Annotated in this window: 32 protein-coding genes; all 32 read left to right on the top strand. The window is 64.9% G+C overall.

What is annotated here, in order from left to right:
• The first annotated feature begins 35 nt into the window (after nt 1-35).
• Nucleotides 36-2,150 (top strand): elongation factor G, encoded by a 2,115-nt coding sequence (fusA, locus tag ACYVG2_RS09920; RefSeq protein WP_448964566.1) that lies wholly within the window; start codon nt 36-38, stop codon nt 2,148-2,150.
• 148 nt (nt 2,151-2,298) lie between these two features.
• Nucleotides 2,299-3,489 (top strand): elongation factor Tu, encoded by a 1,191-nt coding sequence (gene tuf / locus ACYVG2_RS09915; protein WP_448964565.1) that lies wholly within the window; start codon nt 2,299-2,301, stop codon nt 3,487-3,489.
• 162 nt (nt 3,490-3,651) lie between these two features.
• A complete protein-coding gene (locus tag ACYVG2_RS09910; RefSeq protein ID WP_448964564.1) occupies nt 3,652-3,864 on the top strand; it encodes a hypothetical protein in 213 nt (70 codons plus the stop codon).
• 764 nt (nt 3,865-4,628) lie between these two features.
• Nucleotides 4,629-4,937 carry a 30S ribosomal protein S10 gene (rpsJ, locus tag ACYVG2_RS09905; RefSeq protein ID WP_030147986.1) on the top strand — a complete coding sequence of 103 codons (309 nt, stop codon included), beginning with the start codon at nt 4,629-4,631 and terminating at the stop codon, nt 4,935-4,937.
• An 8-nt stretch (nt 4,938-4,945) separates the two neighbouring features.
• Nucleotides 4,946-5,605: a 50S ribosomal protein L3 gene (gene rplC / locus ACYVG2_RS09900; protein WP_188434545.1), complete on the top strand. Its 660-nt coding sequence runs from the start codon at nt 4,946-4,948 to the stop codon at nt 5,603-5,605.
• 3 nt (nt 5,606-5,608) lie between these two features.
• Nucleotides 5,609-6,271, top strand: coding sequence for a 50S ribosomal protein L4 (rplD, locus tag ACYVG2_RS09895; RefSeq protein ID WP_448964563.1), 663 nt, complete (start codon nt 5,609-5,611; stop codon nt 6,269-6,271).
• Nucleotides 6,268-6,591 carry a 50S ribosomal protein L23 gene (rplW, locus tag ACYVG2_RS09890; RefSeq protein ID WP_234001507.1) on the top strand — a complete coding sequence of 108 codons (324 nt, stop codon included), beginning with the start codon at nt 6,268-6,270 and terminating at the stop codon, nt 6,589-6,591. Before rplD ends, rplW begins: the two co-directional genes overlap by 4 nt.
• Nucleotides 6,592-6,612: 21 nt before the next feature.
• Nucleotides 6,613-7,452, top strand: a complete 840-nt coding sequence (gene rplB / locus ACYVG2_RS09885; protein ID WP_234001508.1) for a 50S ribosomal protein L2 — start codon at nt 6,613-6,615, stop codon at nt 7,450-7,452.
• A 12-nt stretch (nt 7,453-7,464) separates the two neighbouring features.
• Nucleotides 7,465-7,746, top strand: a complete 282-nt coding sequence (gene rpsS / locus ACYVG2_RS09880; protein WP_234001509.1) for a 30S ribosomal protein S19 — start codon at nt 7,465-7,467, stop codon at nt 7,744-7,746.
• A 25-nt stretch (nt 7,747-7,771) separates the two neighbouring features.
• The gene (gene rplV / locus ACYVG2_RS09875) at nt 7,772-8,170 is read left to right on the top strand and encodes a 50S ribosomal protein L22 (RefSeq protein WP_234001510.1); all 399 of its coding nucleotides are present in this window, start codon (nt 7,772-7,774) and stop codon (nt 8,168-8,170) included.
• A complete protein-coding gene (rpsC, locus tag ACYVG2_RS09870; protein ID WP_448964562.1) occupies nt 8,170-8,919 on the top strand; it encodes a 30S ribosomal protein S3 in 750 nt (249 codons plus the stop codon). The genes rplV and rpsC overlap by 1 nt, the downstream gene beginning before the upstream one ends.
• Entirely contained in the window at nt 8,919-9,338 is a 420-nt protein-coding gene (gene rplP, locus ACYVG2_RS09865; protein ID WP_234001512.1) for a 50S ribosomal protein L16, read from the top strand. The genes rpsC and rplP overlap by 1 nt, the downstream gene beginning before the upstream one ends.
• Nucleotides 9,338-9,655 (top strand): 50S ribosomal protein L29, encoded by a 318-nt coding sequence (gene rpmC, locus ACYVG2_RS09860; RefSeq protein WP_033106060.1) that lies wholly within the window; start codon nt 9,338-9,340, stop codon nt 9,653-9,655. The genes rplP and rpmC overlap by 1 nt, the downstream gene beginning before the upstream one ends.
• A complete protein-coding gene (rpsQ, locus tag ACYVG2_RS09855; protein WP_036324786.1) occupies nt 9,655-9,963 on the top strand; it encodes a 30S ribosomal protein S17 in 309 nt (102 codons plus the stop codon). The genes rpmC and rpsQ overlap by 1 nt, the downstream gene beginning before the upstream one ends.
• 26 nt (nt 9,964-9,989) lie before the next feature.
• The gene (rplN, locus tag ACYVG2_RS09850) at nt 9,990-10,358 is read left to right on the top strand and encodes a 50S ribosomal protein L14 (RefSeq protein WP_033106061.1); all 369 of its coding nucleotides are present in this window, start codon (nt 9,990-9,992) and stop codon (nt 10,356-10,358) included.
• A 2-nt stretch (nt 10,359-10,360) separates the two neighbouring features.
• Nucleotides 10,361-10,720, top strand: coding sequence for a 50S ribosomal protein L24 (rplX, locus tag ACYVG2_RS09845; RefSeq protein WP_033106062.1), 360 nt, complete (start codon nt 10,361-10,363; stop codon nt 10,718-10,720).
• On the top strand, nt 10,720-11,310 hold the full coding sequence (gene rplE, locus ACYVG2_RS09840) for a 50S ribosomal protein L5 (protein ID WP_033106063.1): 591 nt from the start codon (nt 10,720-10,722) through the stop codon (nt 11,308-11,310). Before rplX ends, rplE begins: the two co-directional genes overlap by 1 nt.
• A gap of 124 nt (nt 11,311-11,434) precedes the next feature.
• Nucleotides 11,435-11,833, top strand: a complete 399-nt coding sequence (rpsH, locus tag ACYVG2_RS09835) for a 30S ribosomal protein S8 (protein WP_259062283.1) — start codon at nt 11,435-11,437, stop codon at nt 11,831-11,833.
• 6 nt (nt 11,834-11,839) lie between these two features.
• Nucleotides 11,840-12,376 carry a 50S ribosomal protein L6 gene (gene rplF, locus ACYVG2_RS09830; RefSeq protein ID WP_448964561.1) on the top strand — a complete coding sequence of 179 codons (537 nt, stop codon included), beginning with the start codon at nt 11,840-11,842 and terminating at the stop codon, nt 12,374-12,376.
• Between the two features lie 2 nt (nt 12,377-12,378).
• Nucleotides 12,379-12,738, top strand: a complete 360-nt coding sequence (rplR, locus tag ACYVG2_RS09825) for a 50S ribosomal protein L18 (RefSeq protein WP_448964560.1) — start codon at nt 12,379-12,381, stop codon at nt 12,736-12,738.
• Nucleotides 12,735-13,445: a 30S ribosomal protein S5 gene (gene rpsE, locus ACYVG2_RS09820; RefSeq protein WP_448964559.1), complete on the top strand. Its 711-nt coding sequence runs from the start codon at nt 12,735-12,737 to the stop codon at nt 13,443-13,445. Before rplR ends, rpsE begins: the two co-directional genes overlap by 4 nt.
• A complete protein-coding gene (gene rpmD, locus ACYVG2_RS09815) occupies nt 13,445-13,630 on the top strand; it encodes a 50S ribosomal protein L30 (protein WP_259062281.1) in 186 nt (61 codons plus the stop codon). Before rpsE ends, rpmD begins: the two co-directional genes overlap by 1 nt.
• Complete coding sequence (gene rplO / locus ACYVG2_RS09810; protein ID WP_460780817.1) at nt 13,630-14,277, top strand: 50S ribosomal protein L15; 648 nt, start codon at nt 13,630-13,632, stop codon at nt 14,275-14,277. The genes rpmD and rplO overlap by 1 nt, the downstream gene beginning before the upstream one ends.
• A gap of 103 nt (nt 14,278-14,380) precedes the next feature.
• On the top strand, nt 14,381-15,703 hold the full coding sequence (secY, locus tag ACYVG2_RS09805; protein ID WP_460780815.1) for a preprotein translocase subunit SecY: 1,323 nt from the start codon (nt 14,381-14,383) through the stop codon (nt 15,701-15,703).
• Nucleotides 15,700-16,296, top strand: coding sequence for an adenylate kinase (locus tag ACYVG2_RS09800; protein WP_460780814.1), 597 nt, complete (start codon nt 15,700-15,702; stop codon nt 16,294-16,296). The genes secY and ACYVG2_RS09800 overlap by 4 nt, the downstream gene beginning before the upstream one ends.
• A gap of 13 nt (nt 16,297-16,309) precedes the next feature.
• Nucleotides 16,310-17,158 carry a type I methionyl aminopeptidase gene (gene map / locus ACYVG2_RS09795; protein ID WP_033106071.1) on the top strand — a complete coding sequence of 283 codons (849 nt, stop codon included), beginning with the start codon at nt 16,310-16,312 and terminating at the stop codon, nt 17,156-17,158.
• A 196-nt stretch (nt 17,159-17,354) separates the two neighbouring features.
• Nucleotides 17,355-18,365, top strand: a complete 1,011-nt coding sequence (locus ACYVG2_RS09790) for a hypothetical protein (RefSeq protein WP_460780813.1) — start codon at nt 17,355-17,357, stop codon at nt 18,363-18,365.
• A 199-nt stretch (nt 18,366-18,564) separates the two neighbouring features.
• Nucleotides 18,565-19,227: a DsbA family protein gene (locus tag ACYVG2_RS09785; protein WP_460780812.1), complete on the top strand. Its 663-nt coding sequence runs from the start codon at nt 18,565-18,567 to the stop codon at nt 19,225-19,227.
• Nucleotides 19,228-19,383: 156 nt separating this feature from the next.
• Nucleotides 19,384-19,605: a translation initiation factor IF-1 gene (gene infA, locus ACYVG2_RS09780; protein ID WP_017201569.1), complete on the top strand. Its 222-nt coding sequence runs from the start codon at nt 19,384-19,386 to the stop codon at nt 19,603-19,605.
• Nucleotides 19,606-19,664: 59 nt separating this feature from the next.
• Complete coding sequence (gene rpmJ, locus ACYVG2_RS09775; RefSeq protein ID WP_033106073.1) at nt 19,665-19,781, top strand: 50S ribosomal protein L36; 117 nt, start codon at nt 19,665-19,667, stop codon at nt 19,779-19,781.
• A 134-nt stretch (nt 19,782-19,915) separates the two neighbouring features.
• Entirely contained in the window at nt 19,916-20,290 is a 375-nt protein-coding gene (gene rpsM / locus ACYVG2_RS09770; protein ID WP_033106074.1) for a 30S ribosomal protein S13, read from the top strand.
• Between the two features lie 30 nt (nt 20,291-20,320).
• Nucleotides 20,321-20,719: a 30S ribosomal protein S11 gene (gene rpsK / locus ACYVG2_RS09765; RefSeq protein WP_033106075.1), complete on the top strand. Its 399-nt coding sequence runs from the start codon at nt 20,321-20,323 to the stop codon at nt 20,717-20,719.
• Nucleotides 20,720-20,757: the final 38 nt, after the last annotated feature.

The raw sequence follows: 20,757 nt of genomic DNA, 5'->3' as shown, positions 1-20,757 counted from the left end.
TCGTTCAGCGACATCTCGAAGATAAGGACACTCCTGTGGCACAAGACGTGCTCACCGACCTGAGCAAGGTCCGCAACATCGGCATCATGGCGCACATCGATGCCGGCAAGACCACCACCACCGAGCGCATCCTGTTCTACACGGGCGTCAACCACAAGCTCGGCGAGACGCACGATGGCGCCTCGACCACCGACTGGATGGAGCAGGAGAAGGAGCGCGGCATCACGATCACGTCTGCCGCCGTGACCTGCTTCTGGGACAAGAACCAGATCAACATCATCGACACCCCCGGTCACGTGGACTTCACGGTCGAGGTGGAGCGCTCGCTCCGCGTCCTCGACGGTGCTGTCGCCGTCTTCGACGGCAAGGAGGGCGTGGAGCCCCAGTCCGAGACCGTGTGGCGTCAGGCCGACAAGTACAACGTCCCGCGCATCTGCTTCGTCAACAAGATGGACAAGCTCGGCGCCGACTTCTACTTCACGGTCGACACGATCATCAGCCGTCTCGGCGCCAAGCCGCTCGTGATCCAGCTGCCGATCGGCGCGGAGAACGACTTCATCGGCGTCGTCGACCTCGTCGAGATGCGTGCACTCGTCTGGGCGGGTGACTCCAAGGGTGATGTGACCATGGGCGCCTCCTACGAGATCCGCGAGATCCCCGAGGACCTCAAGGAGAAGGCGGCCGACTACCGTCAGCAGCTCCTCGAGACCGTCGCCGAGACCGACGACGCGCTGCTCGAGAAGTTCTTCGGCGGCGAGGAGCTCACGACCGCCGAGATCAAGGGCGCGATCCGCAAGCTCACCGTCGCTTCGGAGATCTACCCGGTCCTGTGCGGTTCGGCGTTCAAGAACCGCGGCGTGCAGCCCATGCTCGACGCGGTCGTGGACTACCTGCCGAACCCCCTCGACGTCGGTGCCATCCAGGCGCACGACCCGAAGGACTACGACACGATCATCGAGCGTCACCCGGACTCGAACGACCCGTTCGCGGCACTCGCGTTCAAGGTCGCGGTGCACCCGTTCTTCGGTCGCCTCACCTACGTTCGCGTCTACTCGGGCCACCTCGACTCCGGCTCCGCGGTCATCAACTCGACCAAGGGCAAGAAGGAGCGCATCGGCAAGATCTTCCAGATGCACGCCAACAAGGAGAACCCGGTCCCGTCGGTCACCGCCGGAAACATCTACGCGGTCATCGGTCTGAAGGACACCACCACCGGTGACACCCTCACCGACCCGGCATCCCCGGTCGTCCTCGAGTCGATGACGTTCCCGGAGCCGGTCATCGAGGTCGCCATCGAGCCGAAGACCAAGGCCGACCAGGAGAAGCTGGGTGTCGCCATCCAGAAGCTCGCCGAAGAGGACCCGACCTTCCGCACCGAGCTCAACCCCGAGACCGGTCAGACGACCATCAAGGGCATGGGCGAGCTGCACCTCGACATCCTCGTGGATCGCATGAAGCGCGAGTTCAACGTCGAGGCGAACGTCGGCAAGCCGCAGGTGGCGTACCGCGAGACGATCCGCAAGACCGTCGAGAAGTACGACTACACCCACAAGAAGCAGACGGGTGGATCGGGTCAGTTCGCGAAGATCCAGTTCAACATCGAGCCGCTCGACCTGGACGCCGAGAAGACGTACGAGTTCGTGAACGCCGTCACCGGTGGTCGCATCCCGCGCGAGTACATCGGCTCCATCGATGCTGGTTTCCAGGATGCGATGAACGTCGGCGTCCTCGCCGGCTACCCGATCGTGGGCGTCAAGGCGACCATCGTCGATGGTGCGGCGCACGACGTCGACTCCTCGGAGATGGCGTTCAAGATCGCCGGATCCATGGGCTTCAAGGAAGCTCTCCGTCGCGCCAACCCCGTGCTCCTCGAGCCGCTGATGGCCGTCGAAGTGCGTACTCCTGAGGAGTACATGGGCGACGTCATCGGCGACCTGAACTCGCGTCGTGGTCAGATCCAGTCGATGGAGGACGCCGCAGGCGTCAAGGTCGTCCGTGCACAGGTCCCGCTGTCCGAGATGTTCGGATACATCGGCGACCTGCGCTCGAAGACCTCCGGTCGCGCGGTCTACTCGATGGAGTTCCACTCCTACGCCGAGGTCCCCAAGGCTGTCGCCGAGGAGATCGTCCAGAAGACCAAGGGCGAGTAAGCCCTTCCGTCCGGGCGGCCCTCCGGCCGCCCGGACAACACACAACTTCACAAAGCTCTCTCTACTAAACTGAGAATCAAACCCCGTAGGGAACCGGTCACAATCCAGTGCTCGGCAATCTCTACACGAACGTCCTGAGGAGGACCAAGTGGCCAAGGCCAAGTTCGAGCGCACCAAGCCGCACGTGAACATCGGAACGATCGGTCACGTCGACCACGGCAAGACGACGCTGTCGGCAGCCATCTCCAAGGTGCTCGCTGACAAGTACCCGTCCGACACCAACGTGCAGCGTGACTTCGCTTCCATCGACTCGGCGCCGGAAGAGCGCCAGCGTGGTATCACGATCAACATCTCGCACATCGAGTACGAGACCCCGAAGCGCCACTACGCGCACGTTGACGCTCCCGGCCACGCCGACTACGTCAAGAACATGATCACCGGTGCCGCGCAGATGGACGGCGCGATCCTCGTGGTCGCCGCCACCGACGGTCCGATGGCTCAGACCCGTGAGCACGTCCTGCTCGCCAAGCAGGTCGGCGTGCCGTACCTGCTCGTCGCCCTGAACAAGAGCGACATGGTCGACGACGAGGAGATCCTGGAGCTCGTCGAGCTCGAGGTCCGCGAGCTGCTCGCCGGCCAGGGCTTCGACGAGGACGCTCCTGTCGTCCAGGTCTCGGCTCTCAAGGCTCTCGAGGGCGAAGAGAAGTGGGTCAACGCGATCCTCGAGCTCATGCAGGCCGTCGACGACAGCGTTCCGGACCCGGAGCGCGACCGTGACAAGCCCTTCCTCATGCCGATCGAGGACGTCTTCACGATCACCGGTCGTGGAACGGTCGTCACCGGCCGCGCCGAGCGTGGCACCCTCAAGATCAACTCCGAGGTCGAGATCGTCGGCATCCGCAACACGCAGAAGACCACGGTCACCGGTATCGAGATGTTCCACAAGCAGCTCGACGAGGCATGGGCCGGCGAGAACTGCGGTCTGCTGCTGCGTGGCCTCAAGCGTGAGGACGTCGAGCGCGGCCAGGTCGTCGTTCAGCCGGGCTCGGTCACCCCTCACACGAACTTCGAGGGCACCGCGTACATCCTGTCGAAGGACGAGGGTGGCCGTCACAACCCGTTCTACACGAACTACCGCCCGCAGTTCTACTTCCGCACCACCGACGTCACCGGCGTCATCTCGCTGCCCGAGGGCACCGAGATGGTCATGCCCGGTGACACCACCGACATGACGGTCGAGCTGATCCAGCCGATCGCCATGGAGGAGGGCCTCGGCTTCGCCATCCGTGAGGGTGGACGCACCGTGGGCGCCGGTACGGTCACGAGCATCATCAAGTAAGTACTTCTTACTCCGCAAAGGGGTCGGGCCTTCGGGTCCGGCCCCTTTGTGGTCGTCCCGGGGCGGTGTCGGGGTCCAAGGGTTTCCTTCGTGCCCGATGCCGTGCACAATGAGATTGGTCGGCAGACTCGTCCGACGAAACAACCTCAAGGGGGACCCGCAATGGGCATCGACGACATCGTCAACAAGGGCAAGGACCTTTACGAGCAGAACAAGGACAAGATCGCCGATGCGGTCAAGAGCGAGCAGGCCGAGGACGTGAGCGACAAGGTGCTCGACGGCGTCGCCGACTTCGCGAAGAAGATCGCGCCCGGTGCTGCCGACAAGATCGACGAGATCCGCGACGGCGCAGACAAGTCCATCGGCAACGAGTAGACGAACTCTCTTGAAGGGGCGGCGCACTTCGGTGCGTCGCCCCTTCCGTGTAATATGAGCACGACCGCCTGGGGATCTTGCGGTCGGGTTCGTCGAAGGGGTTCGACGAACTGAAGATGCGCAGCCGAGGCTGCGCGTGAAACTGGGGAATGATTTTGGGGATCATCACGTGTCGTGCGCCTTCTGTGCGCCGATGCCTCACCTCGCCTGCGCGGCGCTCGATACGCCGCGCCCTCGACGAGGATCTCGGCGGCCCTTCGCGTCGTGACCCTCGTGTTCGGTGTGCCCCCTCGCACCGGACACTCCCCTAGGCGGGGTGGGGCATGGGGATGCCCCACCCCGCTGCCGGGGCTCCGCGCACGCCGGCCGAGGGGCCTCCGCGGAGGCGCGACACGCCCGGGTTTGCGTAAGTGAAATCCGGCTGGCAGAATAGACAGGTTCCACATTCCGGCGGTGCGCTTTTGCGCCCATCGGATCACCACCAGGGCAGTGCATAGGCGGCGTCATCTCCTCGGAGATCGCGCGCAGGGACCTAGGCCGCGGGTGGCAGAACAGCAACCACCTCCTCACGGAGGTTCTGCCGTGCGTCGAAAGTCGTGCGGGTTGACAGAAGAACAGTGGTGCCCTTCATCGGGTCCGAGCCGGAGACGGCGCGGCTTCGACGAGGACAAGTGCCGAGGCGCGAACAGCGTCGACGTGCGTCCAATGCCCCTGGGTCACCCGGCCCAGGACGGTAAGACGCCTTATAGAGAGTGAACAGACAAATGGCGGGACAGAAAATCCGCATTCGCCTGAAGTCGTATGACCACGAGGTCATCGACTCATCGGCGCGCAAGATCGTAGACACCGTGACCCGTGCGGGCGCGACTGTCGTCGGCCCGGTGCCGCTTCCGACCGAGAAGAACGTCGTGTGCGTCATCCGGTCGCCCCACAAGTACAAGGACAGCCGCGAGCACTTCGAGATGCGCACCCACAAGCGTCTGATCGACATCGTCGACCCGACGCCCAAGGCAGTCGACTCGCTGATGCGTCTCGACCTTCCGGCTGACGTCAACATCGAGATCAAGCTCTGAGGATCGACATGGCTGACATCAACGCAAAGATTTCAAAGGGAATGCTGGGCACCAAGCTCGGCATGACCCAGGTGTGGAACGCGGACGGCAAGCTCGTCCCCGTCACCGTCATCGAGCTGGCACCGAACGTGGTCACTCAGATCCGCACGCCCGAGAAGGACGGCTACAACGCCGTTCAGATCGCGGCTGGCCAGATCGACCCGCGCAAGGTCAACAAGCCCCTCACGGCCCACTTCGAGGCTGCCGGCGTCACGCCGCGCCGCCACGTCACCGAGATCCGCACTGCGGATGCTGCTGACTACTCACTCGGTCAGGAGCTCACGGTCGACGGTCTCTTCGAAGCCGGCCAGCTCGTCGACGTCGTCGGCACCAGCAAGGGCAAGGGCACCGCGGGTGTCATGAAGCGCCACAACTTCAAGGGCGTCTCGGCATCGCACGGTTCGCACCGCAACCACCGCAAGCCCGGCTCGATCGGCGCATCGTCGACCCCGAGCCGCGTCTTCAAGGGAATGCGCATGGCCGGCCGTATGGGCGGCGAGCGCGTTACCGTTCTCAACCTGACGGTGCACGCCGTCGACACCGACAAGGGACTGCTGCTCGTCAAGGGCGCCGTTCCCGGTGCTCGTGGTCGCATCGTCTACGTCCGCAACGCAGTGAAGGGGGCCTAGTCCATGGCTGACTCGTCTCTCGCGCTCGACGTCCTCAAGGCCGACGGCAAGAAGGCTGGCTCGATCGAGCTGCCCGCCGCGCTCTTCGACGTCAAGACGAACATTCCGCTCATCCACCAGGTCGTCGTCGCACAGCTCGCTGCGGCTCGCCAGGGCACCCACTCGACCAAGCGTCGCGGTGAGGTCTCCGGTGCCGGCCGCAAGCCCTTCAAGCAGAAGGGCACGGGTAACGCCCGTCAGGGATCGATCCGCGCGCCGCACATGACCGGCGGTGGCATCGTCCACGGACCCAAGCCCCGCGACTACTCGCAGCGCACACCCAAGAAGATGATCGCGGCCGCCCTGCTGGGTGCGCTCAGCGACCGCTTCCGCGGCGAGCGTCTGCACGCCATCGAGTCCTTCGGCATCGACGGTGCGCCTTCGACGAAGACCGCCGTGAGCTTCCTCACGACCGTCGTCTCGTCGAAGAACGTCCTGCTCGTGATCGAGCGCGGCGATGACATCACCACGAAGAGCATTCGCAACCTCGCGAACATCCACGTGCTGACGTACGACCAGCTCAACGCCTACGACGTGCTCGTCTCCGACGACATCGTCTTCACCAAGGCCGCGCTCGAGGGCTTCATCGCCTCGAAGACCGGCGCAACCGAGGAGGTCTCGGCATGACCGAGCAGGTAAGCGCCCTCCAGTCGGCGTTCAACAAGGACCCCCGCGACATCATCCTGAAGCCGGTCGTCTCTGAGAAGAGCTACTCGCTGATCGACGAAGGCAAGTACACCTTCCTCGTCGACCCGCGTGCTACGAAGACCGAGATCAAGCTCGCCATCGAGAAGATCTTCGGCGTCAAGGTCGCGTCGGTCAACACGATCAACCGCGTGGGCAAGGCCCGTCGCACCCGCTTCGGCACGGGAAAGCGCAAGGACACCAAGCGCGCCATCGTGAGTCTGAAGTCGGGCACCATCGACATCTTCACGGCAATCGGCTGATCCGGGGGATAAAGGACAATCATGGCTATTCGCAAGTACAAGCCCACGACCCCGGGTCGCCGCGGCTCGTCGGTGGCTGACTTCGCCGAGATCACTCGATCGACGCCGGAGAAGTCGCTGCTGCGCCCGCTCTCGAAGACCGGTGGTCGCAACAACCAGGGCCGCATCACGACCCGTCACATCGGTGGTGGCCACAAGCGCCAGTACCGTGTCATCGACTTCCGTCGCAATGACAAGGACGGCGTCAACGCCAAGGTCGCTCACATCGAGTACGACCCCAACCGCACCGCACGCATCGCACTGCTGCACTACTTCGACGGCGAGAAGCGCTACATCATCGCGCCGAACAAGCTGAACCAGGGCGACATCGTCGAGTCGGGTGCATCGGCTGACATCAAGCCGGGCAACAACCTGCCGCTGAAGAACATCCCGACCGGTACTGTGATCCACGCGATCGAGCTCCGTCCGGGTGGCGGTGCGAAGCTGGCTCGTTCGGCCGGCGCGTCCGTGCGACTCGTCGCCAAGGACGGCATCTACGCCCAGTTGCGTCTCCCCTCGGGTGAGATCCGCAACGTGGATGCACGCTGCCGCGCCACGATCGGCGAGGTCGGCAACGCCGAGCAGTCGAACATCAACTGGGGCAAGGCCGGCCGTAACCGCTGGAAGGGCATCCGCCCGACCGTGCGCGGTGTGGCCATGAACCCCGTCGATCACCCGCACGGTGGTGGTGAGGGTAAGACCTCCGGTGGTCGTCACCCTGTCACCCCCTGGGGCCAGGCAGAGGGTCGTACCCGTCACGCCAACAAGGAAAGCGACAAGTACATCGTGCGTCGTCGCACCGCCGGCAAGAAGCGTAAGTAGGAGTAGAAGAAGATGCCACGGAGTCTCAAGAAGGGCCCCTTCGTCGACGAGCACCTGCTTCGCAAGGTCGTCGTGCAGAACGAAGCCGGTTCCAAGAACGTCATCAAGACCTGGTCTCGCCGGTCCATGATCATCCCGGCCATGCTGGGTCACACGATCGCGGTCCACGACGGTCGCAAGCACATCCCTGTGTTTGTCACCGAGAGCATGGTCGGACACAAGCTGGGCGAGTTCGCGCCCACCCGCACCTTCCGCGGCCACGAGAAGGACGACAAGAAGGGCCGTCGCCGCTGACGCGGGGACGATAGAGGAGAGAGAAATGGTGGAGTCCATCGCACGCGTGCGACACATCCGCGTGACCCCTCAGAAGGCTCGTCGTGTCGTCGCGCTCATCAAGGGCAAGCAGGCCCAGGAAGCTCTTGCGATCCTGAAGTTCGCAGCACAGAGCGCCAGTGAGCCGATCTACAAGCTTGTCGCGTCGGCCATGGCCAACGCGCAGGTCAAGGCGGATCGCGACGGCGAGTACCTCGACGAGCAGGACCTGTACGTGGTCAACGCGTACGTCGACGAGGGCACGACGCTCAAGCGTTTCCGCCCCCGCGCACAGGGTCGCGCTTTCCAGATCAAGAAGCGCACGAGCCACATCACGGTCGTGCTCTCGACGCCGGAGGCTGCTGTCGCAGCCGACGGCGAAAGCAAGAAGAAGGCGAGCAAGTAATGGGACAGAAGGTAAACCCGTACGGCTTCCGCCTCGGAATCACCACGGATCACGTCTCGCGCTGGTTCTCGGACTCGACCAAGGCCGGTCAGCGCTACGCCGACTACGTGGCTGAGGACATCAAGATCCGCAACCTGCTCAAGACGCAGCTCGACCGCGCCGGTGTCTCGAACATCGAGATCGAGCGCACTCGTGACCGCGTCCGCGTCGACATCCACACCGCCCGTCCGGGCATCGTGATCGGTCGCCGTGGTGCAGAGGCCGAGCGGATCCGTGGCGACCTCGAGAAGCTCTCGGGCAAGCAGATCCAGCTGAACATCCTCGAGGTCAAGAACCCCGAGGCAGACGCTCAGCTCGTCGCGCAGGGCATCGCCGAGCAGCTCTCTGCTCGTGTGGCGTTCCGTCGCGCGATGCGCAAGGGCCTCCAGGGCGCGCAGCGCGCTGGTGCCAAGGGCATCCGCATCCAGGTCTCCGGCCGCCTCGGCGGCGCCGAGATGAGCCGTTCGGAGTTCTACCGCGAAGGCCGTGTGCCGCTGCACACGCTGCGCGCGAACATCGACTACGGCTTCTACGAGGCACGCACCACCTTCGGCCGCATCGGCGTGAAGGTCTGGATCTACAAGGGTGATCTCACCGCCAAGGAGCTTGCTCGCGAGCAGGCCAACCAGAAGCCTTCGCGTGACCGTGGCGGCGACCGTCGTCGTGGCCCGCGCAACGAGGCACCTGTTGCAGAAGGAGCGTCGGCATAATGCTCATCCCCCGTAAGGTCAAGTTCCGCAAGCAGCACCACCCGGGTCGCTCGGGTCACGCTACCGGCGGCACGAAGGTCTCCTTCGGCGAGTTCGGCATCCAGGCACTCACGCCCGCTTACGTGACCAACCGTCAGATCGAGGCAGCTCGTATCGCGATGACGCGTCACATCAAGCGCGGTGGCAAGGTGTGGATCAACATCTACCCGGACCGTCCGCTCACCAAGAAGCCTGCTGAGACCCGCATGGGTTCCGGTAAGGGTTCGCCTGAGTGGTGGGTCTCCAACGTCAAGCCGGGTCGCGTCCTCTTCGAGGTCGCAGGCGTCAGCGAGGAACTTGCTCGCGAAGCACTGACCCGAGCCATTCACAAGCTGCCTCTCAAGGCACGCATCATCAAGCGCGAGGAGGGCGACGCGTAATGGCGATCGGCACCAAGGAGCTCGCTCCGGCAGAGCTCGACACGTTCGAAGACCAGCGCCTCGTCGAGGAGCTGCGTAAGGCCAAGGAGGAGCTTTTCAACCTCCGATTCCAGTCGGCCACCGGCCAGCTGGAGAGCCACGGCCGCATCCGCGCCGTCAAGCGCGACATCGCGCGCCTGTACACCGTGATCCGCGAACGCGAGCTGGGCATCCGTGCGACGCCTGCTCCCGTCGAGGCTCCGGCCAAGAAGGCGTCCAAGTCGAAGGCGAAGAAGTCCGAGGATGCCTCGGCTGACGCCGAAGGGAAGGCTGAGTAATGGCCACCAAGAAGGAAGCGGAAGCTCCCGTCTCGCACGACGTGCGCGACGAGAACGCTCGCGGTTACCGCAAGACGCAGCGTGGCTACGTCGTCAGCGACAAGATGGACAAGACCATCGTCGTCGAGGTCGAGGACCGCGTGAAGCACCCGCTCTACGGCAAGGTCATCCGCCGTACCGAGAAGCGCAAGGTGCACGACGAGACCAACTCGGCGGGCATCGGCGACCTCGTTGTCATCAGTGAGACCCGTCCGCTCAGCGCCACCAAGCGCTGGCGTCTGGTCGAGATCGTCGAGAAGGCCAAGTAAGCCTCCGGCTTACTGAAGGAGTAATAGTGATTCAGCAGGAATCCCGCCTCAAGGTCGCCGACAACACCGGCGCGAAGGAGCTGCTCACGATCCGCGTCCTCGGTGGCTCACGCCGTCGTTACGCAGGTCTGGGTGACACCATCGTCGCCACGGTCAAGGACGCGATCCCGGGCGGCAACGTCAAGAAGGGCGACGTCGTCAAGGCGGTCATCGTCCGCACCAAGAAGGAAGTCCGTCGTCCGGACGGCTCCTACATCAAGTTCGACGAGAACGCCGCCGTCATCCTGAAGACCGACGGGGAGCCCCGTGGCACCCGTATCTTCGGACCGGTCGGTCGTGAGCTTCGCGACAAGAAGTTCATGAAGATCGTCTCGCTCGCGCCGGAGGTTATCTGATCATGGCGAAAATCAAGAAGGGCGACCTGGTTCAGGTCATCTCGGGCGCCAAGCCCGAGCGCGGCGGCGACCGCGGCAAGCAGGGCAAGGTCCTCGAGGTCCTCGCTGAGCGCAACCGCGTCATCGTCGAGGGCGTGAACTACGTCACCAAGCACACCCGCGTCGGCCAGACGCAGCGTGGCACCAAGACGGGCGGCATCGAGACCATCGAAGCCCCCATCCACATCTCGAACGTCGCAGTCGTCGACCCCGAGACCAAGAAGCCGACCCGTGTCGGTCACCGGGTCGAGGAGCAGACCAAGGACGGCGTCAAGCGCACCGTCCGCGTGCGTTACGCGAAGAAGAGCGGTAAGGACCTCTGATGAGCACCGACACTGCCGCGCAGGCTGGCAAGATCCAGCCGCGCCTGAAGCAGAAGTACAAGGCCGAGATCCAGCAGAAGCTGCAGGACGAGTTCGGCTACAAGAACGTGATGCAGATCCCCGGCCTCGTCAAGGTCGTCGTCAACACCGGTGTCGGTGAGGCGGCTCGCGACAGCAAGGTGATCGATGGCGCGGTCGAGGACCTCACCAAGATCACCGGCCAGAAGCCGATCGTCACGAAGGCCCGCAAGTCCATCGCGCAGTTCAAGCTGCGTGAGGGTCAGGCCATCGGCGCGCACGTCACCCTCCGTGGTGACCGCGCGTGGGAGTTCGTCGACCGTCTCGTGTCGCTCGCTCTGCCCCGCATCCGCGACTTCCGCGGTCTGTCGGGCAAGCAGTTCGACGGCAACGGCAACTACACGTTCGGTCTCCAGGAGCAGAGCGTGTTCCACGAGATCGACCAGGACAAGATCGACCGCGTCCGTGGATTCGACATCACTGTCGTGACCACGGCGAAGACGGACGACGAGGGTCGCGCTCTGCTGCGTCACCTCGGATTCCCCTTCACGGCCGACGACGCCAAGGCGTGATGCTCGGAACCCCCGTCCGGTCGGGCGGGGGTTCCGCATGCGCTTACAATTGAAGATTGCGAATCATAGAAGGTCGTCTGTCGTGTAACGGCAGCCGAAACCTCATGAACAAAGGAAAACACCCATGACAATGACAGACCCGGTCGCAGACATGCTGACCCGTCTGCGCAACGCGAACTCGGCACACCACGATTCCGTGTCCCTGCCGTCGAGCAAGCTCAAGACGCACATCGCCGACATCCTCCAGCAGGAGGGCTACATCTCCGGCTGGGAGGTCACCGACGCGCGCGTCGGCCAGAACCTCACCCTCACGCTGAAGTACGGCCCCAACCGGGAGCGTTCGATCGCGGGCATCAAGCGCGTGTCGAAGCCCGGTCTTCGTGTCTACGCGAAGTCCACCGAGCTGCCCACGGTCCTCGGCGGCCTCGGCGTGGCCATCCTGTCCACTTCCTCCGGTCTTCTCACCGACCGTCAGGCTGAGCAGAAGGGCGTGGGCGGAGAAGTTCTCGCCTACGTGTGGTAATTCGAAATGTCGCGTATTGGACGACTTCCCATCTCGATCCCCTCGGACGTGACCATCTCGGTCGACGGCCGTGCGGTCGCGGTGAAGGGCCCCAAGGGTGAACTCACCCTGAACGTGGCCAGCCCCATCGACGTCGCGATCGAGGACAACCAGGTGGTTGTCACCCGTCCCGACGACGAGCGCGAGTCCCGGTCGCTTCACGGCCTGACCCGCACGCTCATCAACAACAACATCATCGGCGTGACCCAGGGCTACACCAAGGGTCTTGAGGTCGTCGGCACCGGTTACCGCGTGCAGCAGAAGGGCAGCTCGGTCGAGTTCGCCCTCGGCTTCTCGCACCCCGTGCTGGTCGACCCGCCGGCCGGTATCACTTTCACGGTCGAGGGCAACAACAAGCTCACCGTGAGTGGCATCGACAAGCAGGCTGTCGGAGAGGCAGCTGCCAACATCCGCAAGATCCGCAAGCCCGAGCCGTACAAGGGCAAGGGCGTGCGCTACGCCGGCGAGAACGTGCGTCGCAAGGCCGGAAAGAGTGGTAAGTAACCATGGCTCTCAAGTCAAAGTCTGACGCCCGCGCGCGTCGTCACGCACGCCTTCGCAAGAAGGTCATCGGCACCGAGGCGCGTCCGCGTCTGGTCGTCAACCGTTCGGCCCGCCACGTCTTCGTCCAGCTGGTCGACGACAGCAAGGGCCACACCGTCGCCTCGGCGTCCACGCTCGAGACCGAGCTGCGCTCGTTCGACGGTGACAAGACCGCCAAGGCACGCAAGGTCGGCGAGCTCGTCGCCGAGCGCGCGAAGGCAGTCGGCGTCACCGAGGTCGTCTTCGACCGTGGTGGCAACCGCTACGCAGGCCGCGTCGCGGCCATCGCCGACGGCGCCCGTGAAGGGGGGCTGGCACTGTGAGTGACAACAAGGAGAACGAAGTGACCGAAACGGCTGCTGCTGCTCCCGAGACGGCCGCTGCCTCGACCACTGAGGCAGCCGAGCCCGCTCGCGATCAGCGCGAAGGCCGCCGCGGCGGCCGTGACCGAGGCCAGGGTGGCCGTGACCGCAACTCGCGCGATCGTGGCGACAACCAGTTCCTGGAGCGCGTCGTCACCATCAACCGCGTGTCGAAGGTCGTGAAGGGTGGACGTCGGTTCAGCTTCACCGCCCTCGTGGTCGTCGGTGACGGCAACGGACTCGTCGGTGTCGGCTACGGCAAGGCCCGCGAAGTGCCCCTGGCGATCTCCAAGGGCGTCGAAGAGGCCAAGCGCAACTTCTTCCGCGTGCCGCGCGTCGGAACCACGGTTCCGCACCCGGTGCAGGGCGAAGCTGCCGCCGGTGTCGTGCTGCTGCGTCCGGCTGCCGCCGGTACCGGTGTCATCGCCGGTGGTCCGGTTCGCGCCGTCCTCGAGTGCGCCGGCATCCACGATGTCCTCTCGAAGTCGCTCGGCTCGTCGAACACGATCAACATCGTGCACGCGACCGTCGCGGCGCTCAAGAGCCTCGAAGAGCCTCGTGCAGTCGCGGCTCGTCGCGGTCTCGAGTACGACGCGGTCGTTCCGGACATCATCATCCGCAACGAGGCAAAGGCCGCCGCTGCGGCCGCAGCGAAGGTAGGTGCCTGATGGCTGCCCGTCTGAAGGTGACCCAGATCAAGTCCAAGGTGAGCGAGAAGCAGTATCAGCGTGACACGCTGCGCAGCCTCGGTCTGAAGCGGATCGGCGACAGCACCGTCCGCCCCGACGACGCGCAGACGCGCGGTTACGTCAAGACCGTCGCACACCTCGTCAAGGTTGAGGAGATCGACTAATGGCTGAGAAGAACGACGCCGTCGAGGCCGAGAAGGCCCCGAAGAAGGCCGCCGCTCCCAAGGCTGCTGCCGCGAAGAAGGCTCCGGCCAAGGCCGCCGCCGACAAGGCTCCGGCCAAGGCCGCAGCCTCGAAGGCAGCGGACAAGCCGGCTGCGAAGAAGCCGGCTGCCAAGAAGGCAGCGCCGAAGGCGGATGCTCCGGCATCCCGCCCCGGTGTGCTCAAGGTGCACCACCTGCGTCCGGTTCCCGGCGCCAACACCGCGAAGACCCGTGTCGGTCGCGGTGAGGGCTCCAAGGGTAAGACCGCGGGGCGTGGCACCAAGGGCACCAAGGCCCGCAACACCGTTCGCGTCGGCTTCGAGGGTGGGCAGATGCCTCTGCACATGCGCACCCCGAAGCTGCGCGGGTTCAAGAACCCGTTCCGCGTCGAGTACCAGGTCGTGAACCTGGAGAAGCTCGCGGAGCTGTACCCGTCCGGTGGCGACGTCACCGTGGGCGACCTGGTCGCCAAGGGTGCTGTTCGCAAGAACGAGAAGGTCAAGGTTCTCGGAAACGGCGACATCGCCGTGAAGCTCACCGTCTCGGTCGACAAGGTCTCGGGTTCTGCCGAGCAGAAGATCGTGGCTGCGGGCGGATCCGTCAAGTAACCACTGCGCAGGAGGGGCCGGAGATTCTCCGGCCCCTCTCGTGCGTTACCCTGGTCTTTCAGCCTTTCCTCCGCGGAACGGCAACCTTTCAGGAGGAACGCCCTTGTTTAGCGCTATCGCGCGGATCTTCCGCACGCCTGACCTGCGTCGGAAGATCGGTTTCACTTTGGCGATCATCGCCATCTACCGGCTCGGATCGCATGTGCCGGCCCCGTTCGTGCATTTCCCAAACGTCGAGGAGTGCCTGCGTCTGAACGCCGGCACAGAGGGCCTGCTGAGCCTCGTCAACCTGTTCTCCGGCGGCGCGCTGCTGCAGCTGTCGATCTTCGCGCTGGGCGTCATGCCGTACATCACCGCGACGATCATCACGCAGCTCCTGCGCGTGGTCATCCCGCACTTCGAGGCGCTGCACAAGGAAGGCCAGGCCGGCCAGGCACGCCTGACCCAGTACACGCGTTACCTCACGATCGCTCTCGCACTGCTGCAGTCGACGACTCTCGTCACCGTGGCACGCAGCGGTCAGCTGTTCGGCACCACCGACATCGCCGCATGTCAGCAGCTGCTGACCAATGACGTCTGGTGGGCGCAGCTGCTCATCATCATCGCGATGACCGCCGGCACCGGCCTCATCATGTGGTTCGCCGAGCTCGTCACCGAGCGCGGCATCGGCAACGGCATGTCGCTGCTCATCTTCACCTCGATCGCTGCGACGTTCCCCGCGGCCATGTGGGCGATCTTCGAGTCCAACGGCCTTGAGGTGTTCCTGCTGGTACTCGCCGTCGGCGTCGTCGTCACCGGCCTCGTCGTCTTCGTCGAGCAGTCGCAGCGGCGCATCCCCGTGCAGTACGCCAAGCGCATGGTCGGACGACGCACGTACGGCGGAACGAACACGTACATCCCGATCAAGGTCAACATGGCCGGCGTGATCCCGATCATCTTCGCGTCGTCGCTGCTGTACATCCCGATGCTCATCGCGCAGTTCAACACCCCGAAGGACGGCTCGGAGCCGGCCGCGTGGGTCGTGTGGATCTCGCAGAACTTCACGACAGGGGACCAGCCGCTCTACATGGCTGCGTACTTCCTGCTGATCATCGGCTTCACGTACTTCTACGTCGCGATCACGTTCAACCCGGTCGAGGTCGCCGACAACATGAAGAAGTACGGCGGATTCATCCCCGGCATCCGTGCCGGTCGTCCGACCGCCGAGTACCTGGACTTCGTGCTCACCCGCATCACGTTCCCCGGGTCGATCTACCTCGGCCTGATCGCACTCATCCCGCTGATCGCTCTGGCCACCGTCGGCGCCAACCAGAACTTCCCGTTCGGCGGCGCCTCGATCCTCATTATCGTGGGTGTGGGGCTGGAGACCGTCAAGCAGATCGACGCTCAGCTCCAGCAGCGCCATTACGAAGGGCTTCTCCGTTGACAGCATCCGCTCGAATTCTCATCGTCGGCCCCCAGGGCTCAGGCAAGGGCACGCAGGGCGTGCGCATCGCAGAGGCGTTCGATGTCCCGGTGGTCTCCACCGGTGACATCTTCCGTGCGAACATCAAGGGCGGCACCGCCCTCGGAGCGCAGGTCAGCGAGATCACCGCTCGCGGCGACCTCGTGCCGGATGAGCTGACGAGCGAGATCGTGCGCGATCGGCTTTCCCAGGACGACGCCGCGCCGGGCTTCGTGCTCGACGGCTACCCGCGCAACGCCGTGCAGGTCGGTCACCTCGACACGTTCCTCGGCGACCGCGGCGAGTCGCTGGATGCGGTCATCCTGCTGGATGTCCCCCGCGAGGAGAGCATCGGGCGCCTGCAGCTGCGCGCGCACGAGCAGGGCCGGGCGGATGACACCGTCGAAGGCATCGCGCACCGCCTGGACATCTACGAGAAGGAGACGGCTCCGATCCTCGACGTGTACGGCGAGCGAGGCATCGTCGACCGGATCGACGGTGTCGGATCGCTCGACGAGATCACGGAGCGCATCTTCGCTGCACTGGCCGCCCGCGGCCTCGCCGTCGCTGTCTGATCGCCTGACCGCCATGTTCCGCCGATCCATCTACAAGACGCCTGCGCAGCTGCAGGCCATGGTCGAGCCGGGGCTCATCACCGCTGCGGCGCTCGACGCCGTACGACCGTTGATCCGGGCCGGTGTCACGACGCTCGAGCTCGACACGATCGCGAACCGCACCATCCGTGCGCGCGGGGCGGAGTCGAACTTCCAGCTGGTGCGCGGGTACCACCACACGGTCTGCGTGTCGGTGAATCACGAGGTGGTGCACGGCATCCCCGGTGATCGCGTGCTGCAGGCCGGCGACATCGTGTCGGTCGACTGCGGAGCGCAGTTCCAGGGCTGGAACGGCGACAGCGCCATCACGGTGGTCGTTCCGGATGAGACCCGTCCCTCCCTGGTCGCGATGCGCGAAGAGCTGTCGCGCGTGACCGAGGGGTCGATGTGGGCGGGAATCGCCGCCATGGCGACCGCTGGGAGCATCGGCGAGATCGGCGCGGCCATCCAGGGGTACATCGAGGCGCAGGGTGACTCGGAGGTCTCGGGGGAGACCTACGGCATCCTGCGCGAGTACGTCGGCCACGGCATCGGACGCAAGATGCACGAGGCGCCGAGCGTCTTCAACTACCGCACGCCCGACCCCGGACCGGACGTCAAGCCCGGACTGGTGCTGGCGATCGAGCCCATGGTCACAGCCGGCGGCGAGGCGACGTACATCGAGGATGACGACTGGACCGTCTCGACCGTCGACGGCAGTGACGGCTCGCACTGGGAGCACAGCGTCGCCCGCCACGCGGACGGCATCTGGGTGCTGACGGCGCCCGACGGCGGTGCCGCCGGCCTCGCCCCCTTCGGCGTGACCCCCACGCCCCTGGCGTAGCCCGGCCGATTTCGCCGAGACCGAGTCGGCGGCGCGAAACCGAGCCGCGTGAACTCGGTCTCACACTGAAGACTCGGTTTCGTGGGCGAACTCGGCGCGAGTAACTCTGCCTGCACGCAATCGCAGGCGGGCGAGTTGTGCAGAGGTGCTGGGTTGGCGGCCAATGGCAGGGATGCCGCGCATTCAAGCTGTGCGCATGGCATACACGCTGTCCGGTCGTGCACAACTACTCTCCCCGCTGCCGCTCTACACCCGTGAAGACGCGAGGATGCTCGGTCTTCGACTGGAGGCGCCGCGGTGGCATCGCGTACGCAAGGGCGTTCACGTCGACAAGAAGCAGTACCTGGCGCTCAACGACTGGCAGAAGTACGCGGTCTGCGTGCACGCGTACCTTCGCCTCCATCCGGATGCCATCCTCTGCCTGGAGTCGGCGGGAGTGATCCACGGCCTTCCGCAGTTCGGCGAGGGCAGGTTCATCCATGTCTATGACCCGCGGGCCATGGCATCGCAGCGTTACGGCGATATCAGGGTGCACACCAGCCGAGACCCACGCCGGGTGGTTCGGATCGGTGCCACCCTTGTCACATCGCTGCTCGACACCGTGGTCGACCTGGCGCGGGTGATGAACCCCGCGGATGCTCTGGCCGTCGCCGATGCGTCGATCTCGTCGGTTCAGGGCGGATCGCTGCGTCTGGATGCTCTGATCGAACGTGGCCGCGAGCTCGAGGATCCGCGTGGCCGCGCAAGGATGCGGTGGGTCTGGGGCCACGCGAATGCATTGTCCGAGTCGCCTGCGGAGAGCATCAGCCGCGCTGTCATCATGTGGAGCGGGTATGAGATGCCCGAACTGCAGCGCGAATTCCGCTATGAGGGTCATGTCGACCGCTGCGACTTCTACTTCCGGTCGAACGGTGCGATCGGCGAAGCTGACGGATGGGGCAAGTACGAACTTGACGACCCGGCCGAGGCCGCCCGGCGTCTCAGGGACGAGAAGCGTCGGGAAGACAGGCTGCGTCGCCATCAGCATCCGATGGGCCGCTGGGATCTTGGCGACGCCTGGAAGGTGAGTCCGCTCCGTGCCGCGCTGGACGGCGCAGGCGTGCGCATGGTTCGGCCGCCGGTGCCAGCGATGCTCGCCACGCTCAGGGTTCGGTCGAGGGCAAAGCCATGGCGGCCTACGCCGGGCGAGACCGACCCAGCGGCATGAGACCGATGCGGGCCGGCTCGGTCTCATGCCGCGAACTCGGTCTCGTCGCTGGGTGGGCTGGGCGGGGAGGCGAGGTGAGGGGTGGGGGACGGGGGAGGGGCGCTCACAACGGGTGCATAGACTTTGCAGGGACGATAGAAGCGTCCCCCACAGCATTTTTCCGCGCCCGTGGCATCCAGCACCAGGAGAACGAACAGCAATGGCAGCAGCAAAGAGCAACACCAACTGGTTCGCGATCGGCATCTCGATCGCGGTCGTCGTCGTTCTCGTGGCGCTCGGCGCACTCGTGGTCATCCTCAACAACCAGGCCAACGATCCAGGCACCGCGCCGCAGAGTGCGATCGTCAACGAGGAGACCGGGGCCATCGTGTTCGGCGACGGTGAGGACACCGTCGACACGTACGTCGACTTCATGTGCCCGATCTGCGGCGACTTCGAGCAGTCGTACGGCGAGCAGTTGCAGACGGCGGCGGCCAACGGCGACATCACGCTGAACATCCACCCCGTGTCGATCCTGAACCGGCTGTCGCAGAACACCGAGTTCTCCACCCGCGCCGGCAGCGCGATGTACTGCGTCGCCGCAGAAGCCCCTGACTCCACGCTGGACTTCTTCAACTCGATGTTCGCGAACCAGCCTGAAGAGAACTCGGCGGGCCTCTCAGACGACGAGCTCGCCGCTCTGGCCGAAGAAGCCGGAGCAGGCGCAGCCGCCGAGTGCATCGCCGACGGCACCTACATGGACTTCGTCGATTCGCAGACGAACGCCCACGACATCCAGGGCACACCGACCGTCGAGGTCAATGGCAAGCGCCTCGACCTGCAGGCGGGCGAGATCACCGAGATGGAGAAGCTGCTCGGCTGAGATCCGCCCCCACGCACCTCAAGTTGCCGGATCGCATCCGGATCGATAAGATAGACCGTTGGTGCCTTGCGCCGTGCCTCGGCATGTCCGTCCGGTGCGTCACCACATCACTCATCCACCGCAGATCGACCGGTCTGCAGAAGCGTCAGCGAGGCTATGGCTAAGAAAGACGGTGTCATCGAGATCGAGGGCGTGATCTCCGAGGCTCTGCCCAACGCGATGTTCCGCGTTGAGCTCAGCAACGGGCACAAGGTCCTTGCAACGATCTCCGGAAAGATGCGGCAGAACTACATCCGCATCATCCCCGAAGACCGCGTGGTCGTGGAGCTCAGTCCCTACGACCTGACTCGCGGCCGTATCGTCTACCGCTACCGCTGATCGGTCGAGAAGTAACGGCGCGCCACCGGGCGTGCACGAAGACAGCGAACAGGAACACAATGAAGGTCAACCCCAGCGTCAAGCCCATGTGCGATCACTGCAAGGTGATCCGCCGTCACGGCCGCGTCATGGTCATCTGCAAGAGCAACCCGCGCCACAAGCAGCGCCAGGGCTGAGTCGAGCAGACCCGCAGGAACTCATAACTGAACACACTGGCAGGATCAAGAACTCACGCGAGTGAGGGACACCTCGGGACAGAGGCCCGGGTCCACATCCTGCTCCACACCTCTACACATCCCAGGAGAACCGCATGGCACGTCTTGCCGGCGTTGACATCCCGCGCGACAAGCGCGTGGTGATCGCCCTTACCTACATCTACGGCATCGGCCGTACCCGCTCCGTCGAGATCCTCAAGGCGACCGAGATCGACGAGTCGATCCGCGTCAAGGACCTCAGCGACGAGCAGCTGATCACGCTTCGCGATCACATCGAAGGCAACTACAAGGTGGAGGGTGACCTGCGCCGCGAGGTCACCGCCGACATCCGCCGCAAGGTCGAGATCGGCTCGTACGAGGGCATCCGCCACCGTCGTGGCCTGCCGGTGCGCGGTCAGCGCACCAAGACCAACGCCCGTACCCGCAAGGGCCCGAAGCGCACCGTCGCCGGCAAGAAGAAGGCCCGCTAAGCAGCGGCCAGGGAATAGGAGAACACTTTCATGGCTGCACCCAAGGCCGCCGCGCGCAAGCCGCGCCGCAAGGAAAAGAAGAACATCGCGCTGGGCCAGGCCCACATCAAGTCGACGTTCAACAACACGATCGTCTCGATCACCGACCCGTCCGGCGCTGTCATCAGCTGGGCATCGTCCGGTGGAGTGGGCTTCAAGGGCTCGCGCAAGTCGACCCCGTACGCCGCAGGCATGGCCGCAGAGTCGGCCGCCCGCCAGGCGCAGGAGCACGGCGTCAAGAAGGTCGACGTCTTCGTGAAGGGTCCGGGCTCCGGCCGCGAGACCGCGATCCGCTCGCTCACGGCCGCTGGCCTCGAGGTCGGTTCGATCCAGGACGTCACCCCGCAGGCGCACAACGGTTGCCGCCCGCCGAAGCGCCGTCGCGTCTGATCCGGTTGCTGCGAGGGATGCTTCGGCATCCCTCGCAC

It is taken from the genome of Microbacterium shaanxiense (assembly GCF_054779995.1).
The sequence above is the reverse complement of the archived record's forward strand: the minus strand, read 5'-3'. Positions and strand labels throughout refer to the sequence as shown.

Coding starts and splice junctions, on each gene's coding strand:
- ACYVG2_RS09910 (WP_448964564.1), top strand. CDS start 3,652: ATGGGCATCGACGACATCGTCAACAAGGGCAAGGACCTTTACGAGCAG.
- rpsJ (WP_030147986.1), top strand. CDS start 4,629: ATGGCGGGACAGAAAATCCGCATTCGCCTGAAGTCGTATGACCACGAG.
- rplC (WP_188434545.1), top strand. CDS start 4,946: ATGGCTGACATCAACGCAAAGATTTCAAAGGGAATGCTGGGCACCAAG.
- rplD (WP_448964563.1), top strand. CDS start 5,609: ATGGCTGACTCGTCTCTCGCGCTCGACGTCCTCAAGGCCGACGGCAAG.
- rplW (WP_234001507.1), top strand. CDS start 6,268: ATGACCGAGCAGGTAAGCGCCCTCCAGTCGGCGTTCAACAAGGACCCC.
- rplB (WP_234001508.1), top strand. CDS start 6,613: ATGGCTATTCGCAAGTACAAGCCCACGACCCCGGGTCGCCGCGGCTCG.
- rpsS (WP_234001509.1), top strand. CDS start 7,465: ATGCCACGGAGTCTCAAGAAGGGCCCCTTCGTCGACGAGCACCTGCTT.
- rplV (WP_234001510.1), top strand. CDS start 7,772: ATGGTGGAGTCCATCGCACGCGTGCGACACATCCGCGTGACCCCTCAG.
- rpsC (WP_448964562.1), top strand. CDS start 8,170: ATGGGACAGAAGGTAAACCCGTACGGCTTCCGCCTCGGAATCACCACG.
- rplP (WP_234001512.1), top strand. CDS start 8,919: ATGCTCATCCCCCGTAAGGTCAAGTTCCGCAAGCAGCACCACCCGGGT.
- rpmC (WP_033106060.1), top strand. CDS start 9,338: ATGGCGATCGGCACCAAGGAGCTCGCTCCGGCAGAGCTCGACACGTTC.
- rpsQ (WP_036324786.1), top strand. CDS start 9,655: ATGGCCACCAAGAAGGAAGCGGAAGCTCCCGTCTCGCACGACGTGCGC.
- rplX (WP_033106062.1), top strand. CDS start 10,361: ATGGCGAAAATCAAGAAGGGCGACCTGGTTCAGGTCATCTCGGGCGCC.
- rplE (WP_033106063.1), top strand. CDS start 10,720: ATGAGCACCGACACTGCCGCGCAGGCTGGCAAGATCCAGCCGCGCCTG.
- rpsH (WP_259062283.1), top strand. CDS start 11,435: ATGACAATGACAGACCCGGTCGCAGACATGCTGACCCGTCTGCGCAAC.
- rplF (WP_448964561.1), top strand. CDS start 11,840: ATGTCGCGTATTGGACGACTTCCCATCTCGATCCCCTCGGACGTGACC.
- rplR (WP_448964560.1), top strand. CDS start 12,379: ATGGCTCTCAAGTCAAAGTCTGACGCCCGCGCGCGTCGTCACGCACGC.
- rpmD (WP_259062281.1), top strand. CDS start 13,445: ATGGCTGCCCGTCTGAAGGTGACCCAGATCAAGTCCAAGGTGAGCGAG.
- rplO (WP_460780817.1), top strand. CDS start 13,630: ATGGCTGAGAAGAACGACGCCGTCGAGGCCGAGAAGGCCCCGAAGAAG.
- map (WP_033106071.1), top strand. CDS start 16,310: ATGTTCCGCCGATCCATCTACAAGACGCCTGCGCAGCTGCAGGCCATG.
- ACYVG2_RS09790 (WP_460780813.1), top strand. CDS start 17,355: ATGGCATACACGCTGTCCGGTCGTGCACAACTACTCTCCCCGCTGCCG.
- ACYVG2_RS09785 (WP_460780812.1), top strand. CDS start 18,565: ATGGCAGCAGCAAAGAGCAACACCAACTGGTTCGCGATCGGCATCTCG.
- infA (WP_017201569.1), top strand. CDS start 19,384: ATGGCTAAGAAAGACGGTGTCATCGAGATCGAGGGCGTGATCTCCGAG.
- rpmJ (WP_033106073.1), top strand. CDS start 19,665: ATGAAGGTCAACCCCAGCGTCAAGCCCATGTGCGATCACTGCAAGGTG.
- rpsM (WP_033106074.1), top strand. CDS start 19,916: ATGGCACGTCTTGCCGGCGTTGACATCCCGCGCGACAAGCGCGTGGTG.
- rpsK (WP_033106075.1), top strand. CDS start 20,321: ATGGCTGCACCCAAGGCCGCCGCGCGCAAGCCGCGCCGCAAGGAAAAG.